This window comes from Streptomyces millisiae, from assembly GCF_031845425.1.
GTDB classification, from domain to species: Bacteria; Actinomycetota; Actinomycetes; order Streptomycetales; family Streptomycetaceae; genus Streptomyces; species Streptomyces millisiae.
This window is the reverse complement of record NZ_JAVREM010000009.1, coordinates 66,210-84,171: the sequence shown is the minus strand read 5'-3', so window position 1 is coordinate 84,171 and position 17,962 is coordinate 66,210. Positions and strand designations below refer to the sequence as shown.

Below are 17,962 nucleotides of genomic sequence, written 5' to 3'. Positions count from 1 at the left end.
CGCATTGACGAATCGATTCGGCAGTTCTTAGGTTCGCTGCCTGCCAACCCCGTTCTGAGGGTCTGAGAGGGTTCCTTGACAGCGCACCACCACGAACACGACCACGGTCACCACCACCACGACTTCCCCGAGGGGTTCTTCGAGCAGCCGCCCCGGCTCGGCAGGGGGCTCGAAGGGCACGGCGCGGTCGACGACTTCAACACCGGCCGCCCGCCGGGCCCGATCTTCGTCAACCGCAAGGGCGAGGGCGGCTTCGCCGGCATCCAGACCTTCGCCAAGCTGCCCATCTGCCTCACCCCCGAGGACCTGGTCGCCGGCGAGATGGACGTGGCCATCTGCGGGGTCCCCTGGGACGCCACCGCCACCGGACGCAGCGGCACCAACCACGGCCCGCTCGCCATCCGCGCCTGTGACTACAAGGGCGGTTACGGCCGCGCCCACTTCTCCCTCGACACCCATGTCGACGCCCTGGAGGTCCTCAGGGTCTGCGACTACGGCGACGCCCCGATCAAGGTCGGCAACACCTGGAACACCTTCGAAGGCATCCGGAAGTTCGTGGGCACCATCGTCGACTCCGGCGCGATCCCCATCATCCTCGGCGGCGACCACGCCACCACCTGGCCGTCCGCCACCGCCGTCGCCGACCACTACGGCTACGGCAAGGTCGGCATCGTCCACTTCGACGCCCACGCCGACACGGGACCCGACACCCCGGGGAGCCTCGCCAGCCACGGCACGCCCATGCGCAAGCTCATCGAGAGCGGCGCCGTGCCCGGCCGGAACTTCGTCCAGGTCGGACTGCGCGGCTACTGGCCCGACCAGGAGATCCTCGACTGGATGGACGAGCGCGAGATGCGCACCCACTTCATGGCCGAGATCAACCGGTACGGCTTCGCCACCGTCCTGGAACGCGCCGTCGACGAGGCCCTCGACCAGGCGGACCACCTCTACATCTCGCTCGACATCGACGTCGCCGACCCCGCCTACGCCCCCGGCACCGGCACCCCGGAACCCGGCGGGCTCACCAGCACCGACGTCCTCACCGCCGTCCGCCGGTTGTGCGCGGAGGTCGGCGTCGTCGGCATGGACGTCGTCGAGGTCAGCCCGCCCTACGACGACCGCGGCGAGATCACCGCGCTGCTCGCCAACCGCGCCGTCCGCGAGGCGCTGACCGGCATCGCGATGCGCCGCAAGGGCATCACCGAGCCCGACTACCTGCACCCGCACGCCCTCGGCCCCGGCCACTCCCGCGCGCTGCGCGACCGCGAAACCGACCAGCCGGCGCAGTGACCCCGGCACGCAAGCAAGGAGCGTCCCCATGAAGAGAGCGCGCGCCGCGGCCCTGGCCGCCGGCACCCTGGCCCTGACGCTGGCCGTCGGTGCCTGCGGCGGGGGAGCGGCCGGCACGGCGGGCTCCGCCGCCCCCACGGACGGCGTCCTCCGCGTCGGCCTGCTGAACGACATCGGCCAACCGCCGGACCCCGACGTCTACTACGCGGGCAACGGTCTGGCCCTCACCACCAACATGTACGAGGGCCTGGTGCGTTATGAGCCGGGCACCGAGGAGTCCGTCATCGGCCCGAGCCTGGCCACCGAGTGGGAGGTGTCGGAGGACAACACGACCTTCACCTTCACCCTCAGGGAGGGCGTGACCTTCCACGACGGAACGCCCTTCACCTCGGCCGCCGTCGAGCCGTCCTTCGACCGCCGCGCCGCCGTCGCGGCCGGCCCCGCCTACATGGTCGACGGGGTCGCGTCCGTCGAGACCCCCGACGACACCCACGTCGTCATCACGCTCGACGAGCCCAACTCCGCCTTCCTCGACTACCTCGCCTCGCCCTACGGCCCGCGCGTGATCAGCCCCGAGGTGCTGAGCGAACAGGCCGGCGACGACCACGCCCAGACCTACCTCGCCACCCACTCGGCCGGCACCGGCCCCTACCAGCTCAGCGCCGCCCGGGTCGGCGAGCGCTACGAGCTGACCGCCCACGACGGCTACTGGGGCGGGGAGCCCACCTTCACCACGGTCGAACTCCCCGTCTACACCGACACCTCGGCCATGCAGCTCGCGCTCGACAACGGCGACCTGTCCGCGATCATCGGCGCCGTCCCCTCCGCCTCCCAGGAGCGGTACATGGCGGACGACAGCCTCCAGGCGCTCAGCCTGCCGTCCTTCCAGGTCGGCGTCCTCTACATGAACCCCAACCGGCCGCTGCTGGCCGACGCCGCGGCCCGCCGCGCCACCTTCCAGGCCGTCGACTGGGCCACCATCATCGACCAGGTCGTCACCCACAAGGCAGAGCTGGCCACCGGCACCTACTCGCGCGGCGCGATACCCGACGGCGCCGACGCCCGCGAGATCACCTACGACACCGCGCCGTTGGAGGAGTACGTCGCCGGCCTCCCGGCCGCCCAGCGGTCCGTCGTGATCGGCCACAACGGCGGCAGCGCCGACGACCAGCAGATCGCCACCATCGTCGCCGCCCAACTCCAGGAACTCGGCCTGGAAACCACCGTCTCGGCCTACCAGACCTCCCAGGTCTTCGGAACCTTCGCCGCCGACCCGGTGAACGCCCCCGACCTCTACGTCGCCTCCGGCACCTGGCCAGACTCCAGCAACGCCTACATGTACGGGCACGTGTTCTGGGACCAGGACGGCGGCCTCAACCACCTCCAGTGCTCCGACCAGGCAACCAGCGACCTGCTGGCCGAGGCCCTGCGCACCGGCGACACCGACACCTACGCCGCCGCCGGACGGGCCATCACCGAGGCGGCCTGCACCCCGGCCTGGTCCTACGTCAACGACTTCGTCGTCACCCAGCCCTGGCTCGGCGGCGTCGCCGAGTCGCACTCCATCGCCGAGCCCTACACGCTCGACTTCAACACCCTGACCATCCAGGACGGTCGGTGACCGCACCACGCACCCGCGCCCGGGACCTCCCCACCGGCTTCTGGTGGCTCTGGCTCGCCGTGCTGGTCACCTGGACGGGACGCTTCGTCGTCCCGTTCATGACCCTCTTCCTCACCCGCGACGCCGGCCTGACCACCTCCCAGGCCGGGCTGATCGTCGCCGGGTACGGCGGGGGAGTGGTGGTCTCCACGCTGGGCGGCGGCGTCCTGTGCGACCTCGTCGGACGCCGCCGCACCCTCCTCGGCAGCATGCTGCTGTCCGCCGTGGCCATGGGCGTGATCCCGTCCTTCACACACCCCGCCGCGACGGCCGGGCTGCTGTTCGTCTTCGGCCTGGTCAACGGCGCCGCCCAGCCGGCCATCACGGCCCTGGTCACCGACCTGGTGGCCCCCGCCCACCGGCGGACCGCGTTCGCCTACAAGTACTGGGCCGTCAACCTGGGTTACGCGATCGGCCCGCTGCTCGCCGGCTTCATCGCCGAGCGCGCCTTCGAGTACCTCTTCTACGCCCAGGCCGGCGTCCTGGTGATCGCCGCCGCCATCGTGCTCGGCGGCGTCCGCGACCCCTACACGCCACCCGGGCTCGGCGGGCGGGCTCGGCGAGCCGACCGCGCGGTGGACACCGGCAGCCTCGGCGAGGTGCTGCGCGACCGCGTCTTCCTGACGTTCGTGGCCGGGATGTTCGTCTACTCCGTCGTCTATGTGCAGTCCACCGTCTCCCTCCCCGTCACCATGCTGGACGAGGGCTTCACCAGCCAGCAGTACGGGCTGCTGCTCACCCTCAACGGCGTGCTGCTGTGCGCCCTGGGGATCCCCTCGGCGAGCCTCGTCGCGCGCTGGCGGCGGGAGGCGATCCTCGCCGTCGCGCTCTGCGTCACCGCCGTCGGCGTCGGGCTCCAGGCGTTCGCCACCAGCTGGGCCTGGTACGCGGTCGCCGTCGGCGTGTGGACCCTGGGCGAGATGGGCGCCCACCCCGCCGCCCAGTCCATCGCCGCCGACATGTCCCACCGGCGGGCCCGCGGCCGCTACCTCGGCGTCTACGCCCTCGCGTTCTCCACCGCCACCATGGTCGCCCCCCTCGTCGGCGGCGGCGTCATCCAGTACCTGGGCAGCGCCGCCCTCTGGCTCGGCTGCGCCGCCGCCTGCGTCCTGATCGCCGCCTTCCTGACCGCCACCGCCCGCTCCCGCGAGGACCGCGTCGCCCGCTCCGAGGGCGCCGACGGCGCCCAGGACACGGACGAGCCGGACGGCGCGCGCCCGGTGGACGAGACCGTCCAGAAAGCGAGGTAACCGAAGTGCTCCGCACCCTCGACGAACAGACCGCCACCCCCGTCACACCCGCCGCCAGCATCCGCGGACTCGAACTCAGCCTGGTCCGCAACGGCACCCGCACCACCGTGCTGCACGGCATCGACCTGGACATCGCCCCCGGCGAGATCCTCGGCCTGGTCGGCGAGTCGGGCTCCGGCAAGAGCGTGCTCAGCCTCGCCCTCATGGACCTGCTGCCCCGCGCCGCCGAGCCGCGCGTGACCGGCACCCTCACCGTGGGCGGCACCGACATGGTGCGCGGCGACCAGGAGCGCCGCCGGCTGGCCCGCGCCCGCGACCTCGGCGTCGTCTTCCAGGACCCGATGACCTCGCTCAACCCCACCATGCGGGTCGGCCGCCAGGTCGTGGAGGCCGCCGGCAGCGCCGCCGAGGCCGTGCGGCTGCTGCGCGCGGTCGGCGTCCCGGAACCGGAACGACGCATGCGCGCCTACCCCCACGAGCTCTCCGGTGGACTGCGCCAGCGGGTCATGATCGCGATGGCCATCGCGGGCGGCCCCCGGCTGATCGTCGCCGACGAGCCCACCACGGCCCTCGACGTCACCGTCCAGTCCCAGGTGCTGCGGGTGCTGCGCGGACTGACCGACGAGGTCGGCTGCGGGGTGCTGATGATCACCCACGACCTGGGCGTCGCGGGCCAGATCGCCGACCGCGTCGCCGTGATGTACGGCGGCCGGCTCGTCGAGACCGGCCCCACCGAGCAGGTCCTCACCGACCCGCGCCACCCCTACACCATCGGGCTCCTCGCCTCCCGGCTCGACTTCACCACCGACCGCCACGCGCCGCTGCGTACCCTTCTCGCGGATCCGACCGCCCACCGGCCCACCGACGCCGGCTGCGCCTACCGCCCCCGCTGCGGGATCGCCGCCGCCGGCTGCGCCGAGGAGCGCCCGGCCCTGTCGCCGGTACCGGGCACCGCCCTCCACCACGCGGCCTGCCACCGCGCCCCGGAGGCCGCCCGCCTCCTGGCCGACCAGGCCGGCACCCCCGCGACGCCCGCCGGCGAGCGGCCAGGACCCGCCGACCGGGGGCGGCCACCCGTGCCGGACGTCGTGCTCCAGACCACGGAACTGACCTGCGACTTCACCGTCCGGGACCAGCGCGGGCGGAAGGGCAGGCTCGCCGCGTTGCGCGGGGTCACCGTCGACATCGAGGCGGGCGAGTCGATCGCGCTGGTCGGGGAGTCCGGCTCCGGCAAGTCCACCCTGCTGCGGATCCTCGCCGGGCTGCAGAAGCCGACCAACGGCACCGTCGCTGGGCCCGACCGGGCCGACATCCAGATGGTGTTCCAGGACGCCGGCGCCTCCCTCACCCCCTGGCTCACCGTCCGCGAGCTCCTCACCGAACGCCTCGCCAGGCTCGACCGCGCCACCAGGCGCCCCCGCGAGCGGGTCGCCGAGGCGCTGCGCGCCGTCGGACTCCCCGAGTCCGTCGTCGACGCCAGGCCCGCCGAACTCTCCGGCGGCCAGCGGCAGCGCGTCGCCCTCGCCAGGGCCACCATCGTGCCGCCCCGCGTGCTGCTGTGCGACGAGCCGACCAGCGCCCTCGACGTCTCGCTCGCGGCCAACGTGCTCAACCTCATCCGCGAACTCCGCCGCGACCTGGGCATGACCGTCGTCTTCGTCACCCACGACCTCTCCGTGGCCCGCGTCATCGCCGACCGCATCGCCGTCATGTACCTCGGGCGGCTCGTCGAGATCGGCTCGGCCGACGAGATCGTCACCGACCCACGGCACCCCTACACCAGGGCGCTCATCTCGGCCGTACCCGGGCTCGGCGTCACCCTGCCCGAGATCGTCGGCGAACCCGCGAGCCCGCTGGCCCCGCCGAGCGGCTGCGCCTACCACCCGCGCTGCGCCGTCGCGCGCGACGAGTGCGCGAGCACCCTCACCGGGGTCCAGCTCGTGCCCATCGGCCCCCGCCCGCCCGGGCCGGCCCGCACCGCCCCGCCGTCCGCCCGCCGCAGCCTCGCCTGCGTCCACCGAGGGGAGTCCTGATGTCAGCAACCGCCGCCGAGGCGGCCCTCGTCCCCACCCCGCGCCCGCGCCTCTCCGGAGGACCGGTCGTGGACCACGCCGTCCTCGGCCTGGTCGCCGTCGTCACCCTGGTGGCCCTGTTCGCCCCCTTCCTCGCGCCCGAGGACCCGGTGCGGGCCGCGGGACAGCTCTACGCCCCGGTCGGCAGCGAGGGGAACCTGCTCGGCACCGACGGCATCGGTCGCGACCTGCTCTCCCGCACCCTGCTCGGGCTGCGCACCAGCTGGCTGATGGCGCTCGTCGTGGTGGCCGTCGGCCTCCTCGTCGGCGGCACCGTCGGCCTGCTCGCCGGCGCCTTCGGCGGCTGGCTCGACTCCCTGCTGATGCGGGTCACCGACCTGTTCCTCGCGCTGCCCGCCATGCTGGTCGCGGTCGCCGTGGCCGCCGCGCTCGGCTCGGGTCTCTGGAACACCTTCCTGGCGGTCTCCGTCGTCTGGTGGCCCTACTACGCCCGCATCGTGCGCGGCGAGGTGCGGGCCCTGGCGGTGCGCCCCCACGTCGAGGCGGCCAGGATGGCCGGCGTCGGCCGGACCCGGCTCGTGCTGCGGCACCTGCTGCCGGGCGTCGTCCCCTCGGCGGTCGTGACCGCGAGCCTGGACGTCGGCAGCGTCGTCCTCGTCCTGGCCAGCCTCTCGTTCCTGGGCCTCGGACAGTCGGCCCCGGCGCCGGAGCTCGGCGCCGACACCGCGCGCAACCTCGCCGAACTCCTCCCGCACTGGTGGATCCCCGTGATCCCCGGGCTCACCGTGATGCTGCTGAGCCTGATCGCCAACCTCGGTGGCGACGCCGTACGCAACATCCTCGCCCGCCGCGGCCGTTGAGAACCGTTGAGAGACACAGGTCAGACGCCATGACGATCCGCTTCGCCCTCTCCCGCCTCCTCTCGCTCGTCACGCTGCTGCTGGTGCTCTCCCTGCTGCTGTTCGTGCTGCAGGAGATCTCCGCCGCCGACGCGGTGGCCGCCACGCTCGGCCCCACCGCGTCCCCCGAGGCCGTCGCCGCCGAACGCGCCCGCCTCGGTCTCGACGACCCGGCCCCCCAGCGCTACCTCGGCTACCTCGGTGGGCTGCTCACCGGCGACCTCGGCACCTCCTTCCGCACCCACCGGCCGGTCACCGACGACATCGGCGTCTACCTGCCGGCCACCCTGGAACTCGTCCTCTTCGCCCTCCTGCTGGCCCTGGTCATGGCGGTGCTGTTCGCGCTCTCCAGCGTGCTGCGCTGGCGTGCCGCCGCGCCCTTCCGCGGCCTGCTGTTCCTCTCCTCCACCGCACCCACGTTCCTGCTCGGCATCCTCAGCCTGATCCTCTTCTACCGGGAGTTGGGCTGGCTGCCGGCCAACGGCCGGGTCACCGGGTCCTCCCCGGACGGCGGCCCCACCGGACTGCTGGTGCTCGACGGCCTGTTGACCGGCGACCCCGCGCTGGCCGGTGACGCGCTGCGGCACCTGGTGCTGCCGGGGCTCGCCCTGGCGGTGGGGCCGGCGCTGGCCATCGGCCGGGTCTTCCGCTCCAGCCTGCTGACCACGCTGGACGCCGAGTACGTGCGCACCGCCCGATCCAAGGGGCTGACCGAACGGGCCGTCGTGCTGCGGCACGTGGTGCGCAACTCGGTCAACGCGGCGCTGTCCATGAGCGGTCTGCAGATCGGCTTCATGTTCGCCGGGGTGCTGGTGGTGGAGAGCGTCTTCAGCTGGCCGGGGCTCGGCAGCTACCTGGGGGCGTCGGTGCCGGTCTCCGACTTCCCCGCGGTGGCCGGCGTCACCTTTGTCCTGGGAGCGGTGTATATCGTGGCCAACGCCCTCGCCGACGTTCTCCAGGCTGCCGCCGACCCCCGGCTGAGCGTCTGACAGAGTGGTCCGCACCACACGCCGGACGATCAGTGCGGAGGGAACAAGTGCGGGCTCGGCAGAGGACGTTGGGAATAGTGGCTGCGGCGCTCGTGGGCGCGGCAGGGTGCGGCACGGCCGACTCGCTCGAACCCGACCGGGGACCGCGCCCCGCCTTCACCACGGACGCCACCCCCGAGGCGCCCGAGCCGGACCAGGAGATCACCGACCCCCTGCCGGACGAGGGGCTGACGACCACCGTCCCCGAGCCGCGGCAGGAGGAGCCGACCGCCGAACCGGAGCCCGAGCCCGACCCCACCACCGCCGAGCCCCCGCCCGCGACCGAGCCCGCCGACCCCGAGGACGAGGCCATGACGGCGTTCTGTGAGGCCGCCGAGGAGTGGAGCGAGTTCTGGGACGACCAGATGCGCGACCTCTGCGCCCCCTACGCGGGCGGCTAGGCGTTAGGCAGCGGGCTGGTCCCGGTAGGTCTCGAGCAGCCGCAGCCAGATCTCGTTGACCGTGGGGAACGCGGGGACCGCGTGCCAGAGGCGGGAGACCGGGACCCGCGCCGTGACCGCGATGGTGGCGGCGTGCAGCAGTTCGCCGGCGCCCGGGCCGACGAAGGTGGCGCCCAGCAGGCGCTCGTCGGCCAGGTCCACCACCATCCGCGCCTGCCCCCGGTAGCCGTCCGCGTACAGCGCGGCGCCCGAGACCGAGCCGAGGTCGTAGTCGACCGCCCGGTAGCGACGGCCGGCCGCCTCGGCCGCGGCGGCGGTCAGGCCGACCGAGGCCACCTCGGGCTCGGTGAACACCACCTGCGGCACCGCCGCGTGGTCCGCCGTGGCCGCGAACGGGCCCCAGGCCGTGTCGTCCACCGGCTCGCCGGCGGCCCGGGCCGCGATCGCCGCCCCGGCGATCCGCGCCTGGTACTTGCCCTGATGGGTCAGCAGCGCCCGGTGGTTGGGGTCGCCGACGCAGTAGAGCCAGCCGTCGGGGACCCCCGTCACCCGCAGGCTGTCGTCCACGTCCAGCCAGGAACCCGACTCCAGGCCGACCGTCTCGAGCCCCAGGTCGTCGGTGCGCGGCGCCCGGCCGGTGGCGAAGAGCACCTCGTCAGCCGTCACGGAGTCGCCGCTGTCGAGCGCGACCTCCACCGGCCCGTCGCCCCTGGACAGGCCGGTCACCGAGACCCCGGGCCGCACGTCGACGCCCGCCTCCCGCAGCCCGTCGGCCACCAGGTCGCCGGCGAACGGCTCCATCCGGGGCAGCGGCCGCTCCCCGCGCATCAGCAGCGTCACGCGCGAGCCGAGCGAGCTCCACGCCGCCGCCATCTCGGCGCCCACCACGCCGCCGCCGACGATGGCCAGCCGCCCCGGCACCTGCTTCGCCGCCGTCGCCTCCCGGCTGGTCCAGGGCCGGGCCGCCGCCACCCCGGGTAGTTCGGGGACGACCGCCCGGCTGCCGGTGCAGACCACCACCGCGTGCCGCGCGGTCAGCCGCCGCTCGCCTACCACGACCCGGCGCGGGCCGTCCAACCGGGCGTGGCCGCGGACCAGTTCGACGCCGACCGAGTCCAGCCAGGAGACCTGCCCGTCGTCCCGCCAGTCGCCCACGAAGGAGTCGCGCCGCGCCAGCACCGCCGCCGCGTCCACCGGCCGCTCGCCCGCCACCTGGCGGGCGCCCTCCACGGACCTGGCGGCCCGCAGCGCGGCCGCCGGCCGCAGCAGCGCCTTGCTCGGGATGCACGCCCAGTAGGAGCACTCGCCGCCCACCAGCTCGCTCTCCACGATCACGGTGCGCAGCCCGGCCGCGGCCGTGCGGTCCGCGACGTTCTCGCCGGTCGGCCCGGCGCCGATCACGATCACGTCGTAGGTGTCGTGGGCGGCGTTGGCGTCGTCACTCATCTTCAACTCCCGTCTCGTTCAACCGTTCCACGCTAGGCGCTCGCTTCCCGATCTTCACCTGGCCGCGCCGGCAGCGTGACCTCGGCCGGTTCACGGTCGGGGCGCAGCCCGCGCCACACCGGGTGCCGCAGCCGGCCGTCGGCGGTCCAGGTGCGGTGCGCCACCTCGCCGACCAGCCGGGGCTCGACCCAGTGCGCGCGGCGCGCGTGCGGGCGTGGCACCGGCTCGTCGAACGGGCTCGTGGCGCGTGCCAGCGGCGCCAGGCGGGTGCCCAGGTCGGCCAGCACCGCCTCGCTGAAGCCGGTGCCCACCCGGCCGAGGTACCGCAGTGCGCCCGTGGCGTCGTGCGCGCCGAGCAGCAGCGAGCCGATGGTGCCGCCGCGCCTGCCCTCGCCCGGCTGCCAGCCGCCGAGCACCACCTCCCTGGCCGTGAACAGCGCCTTCTTCACCCACAGCCGGGAGCGCCGCCCCGGCAGGTAGCGGGAGTCGAGCCGCTTGGCGATCACCCCCTCCAGGCCGTGCTCGCGGGCGACGTCCACCAGCCGCGCCGGCTCGATCTCCTCGCCCGTGTAGTGCGGCGGCACCGCGATCCCGGGCGCGGTGTCGAGGCCGAGGTCGGCGAGTCGCTCCCGCCGGACGCGGTAGGGCTCGTCCAGCAGGGGCCGCCCATCGACCCGCAGCACGTCGAAGGCGAAGTACGTCACCGGCACCCGGGCCAGCAGGCCGGCGGCCGGTCGCCGCTGGTGGCGGCGCTGGAGCAGCCCGAAGTCCGGGCGGCCCGCCTCGTCGAGGGCGACGATCTCGCCGTCGAGCACCAGGCCGCCCCGCGCGCCGAGCGCCTCCGGCACGACGCCGGCGAGCTCCGGGTAGGTGGCGCCGAGGTCGTGGCCGTTGCGACTGGTGAGCCGGGTGCGGCCGGCGGGTCCCGCGCACAGGCAGCAGCGGTAGCCGTCCCACTTGAACTCGTAGCCCCAGGGCCCGGTCGGCGGCTCGCCGTCGACCGCCAGTATCGGCTCCACCGCGTCCGGCACGCCCGCCAGCGGGCTCCGCTCCCGTTCCATGCCCCCAGTAGAGGCGGGCGGGGCGCGGGCCCGGCCGCCGGGACGCCGCCGAGCTGCCCGTTTTCCGTTCGAACGGCGCAGGGCGGCGACGTATCCTGACCGCCGCGCGCCCGCAGGCGCGGGGTAGGAAGCGGGAGGACACGATGGTGAACGAGGCCGACCTGCGGCATCTGCGACGCTGCGTCGAGCTGGCCGCCGAGGCGTTGGCGGCGGGTGACGAGCCGTTCGGCTCCGTGCTGGTGGCCGGCGACGGGACGGCGCTGGCCGAGGACCACAACCGGGTGGCCGGCGGCGACCACACCCGGCACCCGGAGTTCGCGCTGGCCCGCTGGGCGGCGGCCAACCTGAGCCCGGCCGAGCGGGCGGCCGCGACGGTCTACACCTCGGGCGAGCACTGCCCGATGTGCGCGGCCGCACACGCCTGGGTCGGTCTCGGGCGGGTCGTCTACGCCAGCTCGTCCGAACAACTGGGGGAGTGGCTGGGCGCGTTGGGCGTCCCGGCGCCGCCGGTGCGGACGCTGCCGATCCCCGAGGTGGCGCCGGGCGTGACGGTCGAGGGCCCGGTGCCCGAACTGGCCGAGGAGGTACGCGAGTTGCACCGGGCCTTCCATGGCGAGCCGAACTGGGAGCGCCGGGTGGCCCAGGCGTGGCTCTCGATCGACGAGCACGACGAGGCAGAGTTCCGGGCGCTGATCGAGAGCCTGGCGGCGGAGCTTCCCGAGGACAGCGCGCTCGCCGCGTTCGAGCGCGGCTGCGCCCACGACTCCACCGGCCAGCCGGAGCGCGCCGTGCCGGAGTACCGGCGGGCGCTCGAACTCGGCCTGACCGGGGTGCGGCGGCGCCGCGCGGTCTGCCAACTGGCCAGCTCGCTGCGGAACCTCGGCCGCCCCGAGGAGAGCGTGGAACTGCTGACCGCGGAGCTGGCCCGCACCTCCGACCTCATGGACGGCGCCGTCCGCGCGACCCTCGCGCTGGCCCTCACCGACGTCGGCCGCGAACGCGAGGCCGTCTCCGTCGCCCTCACCGCCCTGGCCCCCCACCTGCCGCGCTACCAGCGGTCCATGGCCAACTACGCCAGGGCTCTCGCCGAGCAGCCGTCCACCGCGGGGTAGGCCGGGCGGCTCCCGCTCACTCGCCGAAGTGGTCCTTGGGGATCACGCCGTGGACGCCGACCGTGCGGTCGACCACCTGGGAGATGTGGAAGTCGGCCGCCGCCGAGAGGTAGGCGTAGGCCGTGGCGCGGTCCATGCCCAGGTCGTGTTCGAGGAAGTCGAGCGCGTTGACCACGGCCCGGCGCATGGCGGTGTCCAGGTCGCCGATCTGGCCGCCCTGGCTGCCGTCCGGGTCGGAGAGACCCACCGGCAGCCACGCGTCCTCGGTCTCGCCGAAGGGATAGCGGAAGGCGACCGAGGGCGCGTCGCCCGAGCCCGGCTTGCAGACGGTGAGCCGGAACGTCGAGCGCAGCGAACCCTCCACGGCGGTCAGCGCCACCTCGCCGTCGGCCATGGCGAAGTGCGGGTCGCCGGTGTAGAAGAGGGCGCCCTCGGCGAAGACCGGCAGGTAGAGCGTGGCGCCCTCGCGCAGCAGGTTGATGTCGATGTTGCCGCCGCCGAGCGTGGGCGGGATGGAGTTGAGCGCCGGGTCGTCGAGCGCGGCGGCCTCGGCGAAGGCCACGCCCATCGTGCCCATGTGCGGCCGCAGCGGGAACGTGACCTCGCGGCCGCGCCGCGAGCCGCGCGGCAGCACCCCGTTCAGCGCGCCGTCCCGGCCGCGCCGCACCGGCGTGAACACCGAGACGTTGCCGTACTCGGCCGGGTCGCCGCCGGGGCGGCCGTCCGTGGCCACCGGCGGCATCACCTCGTCGAGCGTGATCCCGTCCGGCGCCGAGCCGTCGGGGCGGCGGCCGAGCGCGCCCTTGCCGTGCCGGCTCGATATCACGCCGTACGGCACACGGGGGAGCAGCGAGAGCGGCTCCACCTTCAGCACGTCCCCGGGCTCGGCGCCGGCCACCTGGATCGGGCCGGTGATGACGTGCGGGCCGTCGGCGTCGAAGTCGCGCTCGGTGCGGTCGTACTCGGCGGCGATGGCGATCGCGTCGCTCAGCACCTGGCCGCGGGGCACGTCGTGGCCGCCGAAGAAGGCCACCGGGTCGCGGCCCTGATCCTCCAGGAGGCCCTCGTGCGAGAGCGAGTCCACGGTCACCGTCTCGCCCGAGCGGATCCGCAGCACCGGCTCGCTGTCCACGGCCGGCGTGTAGCCCCAGCGGACCTGGTCGGGGAGCGACGGCAGGTAGTGCCGGCCGTGGATGGGGCCGCGGTGGGGCTGCAGGATCTCGCGCGGGTGGTCGGCGCGCGATCCGGCGCCCGCGTCGCGCGTCGCCGCCGCGGCCGGGGCGGCGGCCGTGAGGCCGGTGGCGGTGCCGGCCGCGGTCACGGCGCCGGCGGCCTGCAGGAAGCGGCGGCGGCCGAGGGCCGCGATCAGCGTGTCCCGGGCGGTGGCGGCGTGCTCTTCTGGGGTGCTCATGGTGGGGCTCCTGTTCCGCCCGGGCACGAGCGGTCCGCCCCGGGCCAGCCGTCACCCTAGGTGAGCTTCGGGCCCTCATCGGCGGCTGTGCGTGATCGACCCATGCTTCTTACCCGCAGGTAACACGCCGGCCGTCCGGCGGCGCCCGAGGACACACCGCCGAAACGAGGGGTGGACCGGGGGATGGCTCGCCGCCGGCCGGGTACTCGCGGGCCGTGTCGGAACCCGAGTCCTATGACGCCGGCCCCTACGTCCCGGAAGGCGCCGGGCTGCCCGAGCTGCGCAGCGCCGCCGCCGACTGCCACGGCTGCCCGCTCTACCGCGACGCCACCCAGACCGTGTTCGGCGCCGGCGAGCCGACGGCCCGCCTGGTACTGGTCGGCGAGGAGCCCGGCGACCAGGAGGACCGGCGGGGCGCGCCGTTCGTCGGTCCGGCCGGCCGGGTGCTCGACCGGGCGCTCGTCGACGCCGGCATCGACCCGGACGACGCGTACCTCACCAACGCCGTCAAGCACTTCAAGTTCGCGCCCCGGGGCAAGCGCCGCATCCACAAGCCGCCGACGCTGCGCGAGGCGGCCGCCTGCCGGCCCTGGCTCACCGCCGAACTCCGCCTGATCGAACCCGAGGTGATCGTGGCGCTCGGCGCCACCGCGGGCAAGGCGCTGCTCGGCTCCTCGTTCCGGGTGACCAGGCAGCGCGGAACACGGCTGCCGTGGTCGGGCGAGGGCGCGGACACGGTGGTCGCCACCATCCACCCGTCGGCCGTGCTGCGCGCCGACGACGCGGAGCGCGAGGCCGCCTACGCCGGTCTCGTGGCCGACCTGAAGGTGGCCGCCCGCGCCCTGGCGGGGGCCTGACCACCGGGTTTCCCCCGAGGGCCGCGTGGCGGGGGCTCGTCCGAGGAGTGAGACACCCCGGGCGGGCGGGCGAACCCTGTGCCAGAATCCTCGGCGAGGTCACGAGTGACAGCGACCACGGCCCCGGCCCGCTGTCCGGCAACCCTCCGTCGTGGCGGGGTGCCCCGGGTGATGACCGGGTCGCGAGCAGCAGGGCTCGCGGCAAGTGCGGCCCAGAAGGAGCTCCCTCGTGCGAATGCGAATGCGGTAGAGCGTCACGCTCCCCCCCCCCTCGTCTTCCTTCCCTTCACCCTCCCTTTCTCTCGTTACCCGCCTTCTCGCGCCGTCGGCCACCCGCGAGGCCGTCGGGCGCGCCTGCCCACGGAGACGTGCTCATGACCACCAGCTGTGCCCCCGTCGCCCCCGCCGCCCCCAGCACCACCGCCGTCCCCGCCAGCCTTGAGGTGCTCAGCGCCGGCGTCCGCGCCCCGCTCGCCGGCGGCGGCGACGTCGAGTACGCCGCGCTCGACTACGCGGCGTCCGCGCCCGTGCTGCGCCGCGTCTGGGAGGAGGTGGCCGAGTACGCGCCGTACTACGGCAGCGTGCACCGGGGCACCGGGCACCTCTCGCGGCTCTCCACCGAGCTCTTCGAGCGCAGCCGGGAGACCGTCGCCGCGTTCCTCGACTGTCGCCCGGCCGACCAGGTGGTCTTCACCCGCTCCACCACCGACTCGCTCAACCTGCTGGCCGCCGCACTGCCCGCCGGCACCCGGGTGTTCGTCTTCGAGACCGAGCACCACGCGGCGCTGCTGCCGTGGGCCCGCCACGGCCACCAGGTCACCTACCTCGACGCCCCGCACTCGCCCCGCCACGCCGTCGAGATCGCCGAGTCGGCGCTCGCGGCCCGCCCCGAGGCCGGGGGACCGGCGCTGCTGTGCGTCACCGGCGCCTCCAACGTCACCGGCGAGCTGTGGCCGGTCGCCGAACTCGCCGCCGCCGCGCACCGCCACGGGGCCAGGATCGTGCTCGACGCCGCCCAACTGGCCCCGCACCGGCCGGTCAGCGTGCGACGACTCGACGTGGACTGGGTGGCGTTCTCCGGGCACAAGCTCTACGCCCCCTTCGGCGCCGGCGTGTTGGCCGGCCGCGCCGACTGGCTCACCACCGCCGCGCCCTACCTGGCCGGCGGCGGCGCCACCCGCGTCGTCAACCGGCGCACCGACGGCGGCGTGCACGTCCAGTGGGCCGAGGACGAGGCCAGGCACGAGGCCGGCTCGCCCAACGTCATCGGCGCCTTCGCCATCGCCGCCGCCTGTCGTGCCCTCACCGAGGCCGGCCACGAGACGCTGGTCGCCCACGAGCAGGAGCTGCTCGCCGTGCTCCGCGAGGGGCTGGCGGAGATCCCGGCGGTCAGGGAACTGTCCCTGTTCGGGCCGGCGGCGGACCGCGTCGCCGTCTCCTCCTTCACGGTGGCCGGCCACGACAACGGGCAGCTCGCGGTGGAGCTCTCCGAGCGCTTCGGCATCGGCGTGCGCTCCGGGATGTTCTGCGCCCAGCCACTGGTCCGCAGGCTGCTCGGCGCCTCGGCGGAGTCCACCGAGGAGTGCGACGGACCGCTCCAGGCGCTCCGCGTCAGCTTCGGCGCCGGCACCCCGCGGGAGCACGTCACCCGGCTCGTCGACGCGGTTTCAACCCTGGCGGGCTGAAGGGGCCGCCGCGCGGTCTCCCGCGCCGGGGCGCCACGGCCCTCCGGTCGGTGGGCGGGCTCGCCTGCCCGGGCGCGCCCGCAGGCCGCGCCCGGGCGTCTTCCCCCTGGCCGGCGCGCTCAGCCCTCCCCCGAGGTGTGAGCTGAGCGGCGCCGTCGCACCACAAAGCTAGAAGGTGCGAAAGACCCCCACCACCGTGCACGCCGCCCTGCCGCCGCCGGCGACCGTGCACGCCGCACCCGGCGCCGGGTCAGGTCGCCCCCGTCGAGCGCAGCGCGTGCACGAGGTCGTGGATCCCGGCCCCGGTGCTCAACAGGTCGCGGCCCAGCAGCCGTTCGGCCACCCTGAGCCGCGCCCGCACCGTGTTCCTGCTGATCCCGAGGCGGTGCGCGGCACGGCGCGCGTCCGCGTTCTCGTCGATCCAGGCCCGCAGGGTCGCGAACAGCTCGCGGTGCTCGGGCCGCCGCAGCGGCGCGAGCAGCGCCGTGGCCCACGCGGTCGCCGCCGGGGTCCGCAGCAGCTCGTCCAGCGTCGGGGCCGGTGACCCCCGCGCGTCGCCGGCCGGCGACGCGGCGACCGCCAGCGCCAGCGCGAGCGAGGCCCGGGCGCCGACGTCCCGCAGATCGAGGCCGAGGGCGCGCTCGACCTCCCCGAGGCGCGCGGTGACCGTGTTCCGGCCGATGCCGAGCAGCCGCGCCACGCCCGCGCGGGGGAAGCTCAACGCCAGCCGGGTGACGTGGACGGTCTGCTCGGGAACCGTGCCGAGCGGCCGCAGGAAGGCGCGCGCCCAGGCCCGGGCCGCCGGCTGCGGCAGCAGACGCTCCAACGGGCCCTGGCCCCGGTAACCGGCCACCCGCTCCGGCGTGTTGCGGGCCATGGCCAGCGCGTGCCTGGCCTGGTCATACGCCTCGGCCGTGGCCCGCGCCGGCCGGGGCGCGCTGACGCCGAGCGCGTACCCGGGCCGCTCGGCCACCAGGGCGTGCAGCCGGTCGGCGAGTTCGTCGCCCTCGGGCACCAGGCAGATCAGGTGCTCCTCGTACACCGGGCAACGCACCAGCAGCCCCCGGCCGTGGAAGCCGGCCGCGTCCTGGTAGCGCCTGGCCAGCGGCTCGCGGTCGGCCGGGGGACAGCGCAACAGCAGGACCCGCAGCGGCCCGGCGTTCAGCACCGGCGGCACGGCACCCGTGGTCAGCCGCCTGGCGAGCGTCGGGTCCCCGGCCATCAGCGCCATGAAGACGGCGAGCCGCACCTGGCCCGCCTTGGCGTGGTAGGCGCGCGCCGCGGCCTCCGTGTCCGCGAGGCGGCACAGCAACGCGATCAGCCCGCCGGCCCGCGTCGCGAGCCACGCGGCGTCCCCGCTCCGCGTGGCCGCCCCCGCCACCACCAACACCCGGCGCTGCCGGCCGGGGCCGAGCGCCTCGCACCGCACCCGCACCCCGTCCACCTCGGTGGCCGCGGCCGCCATCTCCCCGCCGGACAGCCGCCCGAGCACCGGCCCGAGCGCCTTCGGCAGCCGCGCGGGGAACCCGCCGGTCGCCACCTCCACGCCGCCCCCGGGACCGACCAGGGCGACCTCGGCCCCGGTCCGCCGCCCCAGCCACTCCAGCACCTCGCCCACGTCGGGAGCCGCGTCGAGCGCCGCCTGCCGCCCCGCCTCCCGTAACAGCCGCTCCGCCCACTCGGCCCGCACCGGCCTCGCCCCCTTCGCCACGTCGCCGGCCGGGGTCCGCCGGTTCGCCGGTTCGCGAGGAGGCTGTCCGTCCACCGGTGACAGCACAAAAAGCAAAGGCAAGGAGAGCGCACTCCCTGCCACTTTCAACCTATAGCGC

14 protein-coding genes, 1 pseudogene and 1 riboswitch are annotated in these 17,962 nt (G+C 74.9%); of the genes and pseudogenes, 11 read left to right on the top strand and 4 right to left on the bottom strand.

Going from position 1 to position 17,962, the window contains the following annotated elements; genetic code table 11:
• Positions 1-75 precede the first annotated feature (75 nt).
• The 7 genes from speB (at position 76) to RNC47_RS11115 (ending at position 8,561) form a co-directional block, all read left to right on the top strand.
• Complete coding sequence (speB, locus tag RNC47_RS11145; protein WP_311597847.1) at positions 76-1,290, top strand: agmatinase; 1,215 nt, start codon at positions 76-78, stop codon at positions 1,288-1,290.
• Between the two features lie 28 nt (positions 1,291-1,318).
• A complete protein-coding gene (locus RNC47_RS11140; RefSeq protein ID WP_311597846.1) occupies positions 1,319-2,911 on the top strand; it encodes an ABC transporter substrate-binding protein in 1,593 nt (530 codons plus the stop codon).
• Positions 2,908-4,200, top strand: a complete 1,293-nt coding sequence (locus RNC47_RS11135; protein WP_311597845.1) for an MDR family MFS transporter — start codon at positions 2,908-2,910, stop codon at positions 4,198-4,200. Before RNC47_RS11140 ends, RNC47_RS11135 begins: the two co-directional genes overlap by 4 nt.
• A gap of 5 nt (positions 4,201-4,205) precedes the next feature.
• Positions 4,206-6,233, top strand: coding sequence for an ABC transporter ATP-binding protein (locus RNC47_RS11130; protein ID WP_311597843.1), 2,028 nt, complete (start codon positions 4,206-4,208; stop codon positions 6,231-6,233).
• Positions 6,233-7,093 (top strand): ABC transporter permease, encoded by an 861-nt coding sequence (locus RNC47_RS11125; RefSeq protein ID WP_311597842.1) that lies wholly within the window; start codon positions 6,233-6,235, stop codon positions 7,091-7,093. The genes RNC47_RS11130 and RNC47_RS11125 overlap by 1 nt, the downstream gene beginning before the upstream one ends.
• A 29-nt stretch (positions 7,094-7,122) precedes the next feature.
• Positions 7,123-8,121 (top strand): ABC transporter permease, encoded by a 999-nt coding sequence (locus RNC47_RS11120; RefSeq protein ID WP_311597841.1) that lies wholly within the window; start codon positions 7,123-7,125, stop codon positions 8,119-8,121.
• Between the two features lie 77 nt (positions 8,122-8,198).
• The gene (locus RNC47_RS11115; RefSeq protein WP_311597840.1) at positions 8,199-8,561 is read left to right on the top strand and encodes a hypothetical protein; all 363 of its coding nucleotides are present in this window, start codon (positions 8,199-8,201) and stop codon (positions 8,559-8,561) included.
• A gap of 3 nt (positions 8,562-8,564) precedes the next feature.
• On the opposite strand, the gene RNC47_RS11110 is transcribed toward RNC47_RS11115, so the two are convergent.
• Together RNC47_RS11110 and ligD are read right to left on the bottom strand one after the other, a co-directional pair.
• Positions 8,565-10,007 carry a dihydrolipoyl dehydrogenase family protein gene (locus tag RNC47_RS11110; protein WP_311597838.1) on the bottom strand — a complete coding sequence of 481 codons (1,443 nt, stop codon included), beginning with the start codon at positions 10,005-10,007 and terminating at the stop codon, positions 8,565-8,567.
• Positions 10,008-10,039: 32 nt separating this feature from the next.
• Positions 10,040-11,068: a non-homologous end-joining DNA ligase gene (gene ligD, locus RNC47_RS11105; protein ID WP_311597837.1), complete on the bottom strand. Its 1,029-nt coding sequence runs from the start codon at positions 11,066-11,068 to the stop codon at positions 10,040-10,042.
• A gap of 143 nt (positions 11,069-11,211) precedes the next feature.
• On the opposite strand from ligD, the pseudogene RNC47_RS11100 reads away from it, so the two are divergent.
• Together RNC47_RS11100 and RNC47_RS11095 are read left to right on the top strand one after the other, a co-directional pair.
• Positions 11,212-11,679: pseudogene (locus RNC47_RS11100) on the top strand (nucleoside deaminase); the annotation flags it as partial.
• Positions 11,662-12,180: a tetratricopeptide repeat protein gene (locus RNC47_RS11095; protein ID WP_311597953.1), complete on the top strand. Its 519-nt coding sequence runs from the start codon at positions 11,662-11,664 to the stop codon at positions 12,178-12,180. The pseudogene RNC47_RS11100 and the gene RNC47_RS11095, both read left to right, overlap by 18 nt.
• Positions 12,181-12,196: 16 nt before the next feature.
• Here the strand turns inward: RNC47_RS11095 and RNC47_RS11090 are convergent, their stop codons facing one another.
• Positions 12,197-13,591, bottom strand: a complete 1,395-nt coding sequence (locus RNC47_RS11090; RefSeq protein WP_311597836.1) for an acetamidase/formamidase family protein — start codon at positions 13,589-13,591, stop codon at positions 12,197-12,199.
• A 215-nt stretch (positions 13,592-13,806) separates the two neighbouring features.
• On the opposite strand from RNC47_RS11090, the gene RNC47_RS11085 reads away from it, so the two are divergent.
• Complete coding sequence (locus tag RNC47_RS11085) at positions 13,807-14,448, top strand: UdgX family uracil-DNA binding protein (protein WP_311597834.1); 642 nt, start codon at positions 13,807-13,809, stop codon at positions 14,446-14,448.
• 97 nt (positions 14,449-14,545) lie between these two features.
• Positions 14,546-14,662, top strand: a riboswitch (SAM riboswitch).
• Positions 14,663-14,822: 160 nt separating this feature from the next.
• Complete coding sequence (locus RNC47_RS11080; RefSeq protein ID WP_311597833.1) at positions 14,823-16,133, top strand: aminotransferase class V-fold PLP-dependent enzyme; 1,311 nt, start codon at positions 14,823-14,825, stop codon at positions 16,131-16,133.
• A 250-nt stretch (positions 16,134-16,383) separates the two neighbouring features.
• Here the strand turns inward: RNC47_RS11080 and RNC47_RS11075 are convergent, their stop codons facing one another.
• On the bottom strand, positions 16,384-17,823 hold the full coding sequence (locus RNC47_RS11075; protein ID WP_311597832.1) for a helix-turn-helix domain-containing protein: 1,440 nt from the start codon (positions 17,821-17,823) through the stop codon (positions 16,384-16,386).
• Between the last annotated feature and the right edge of the window lie 139 nt (positions 17,824-17,962).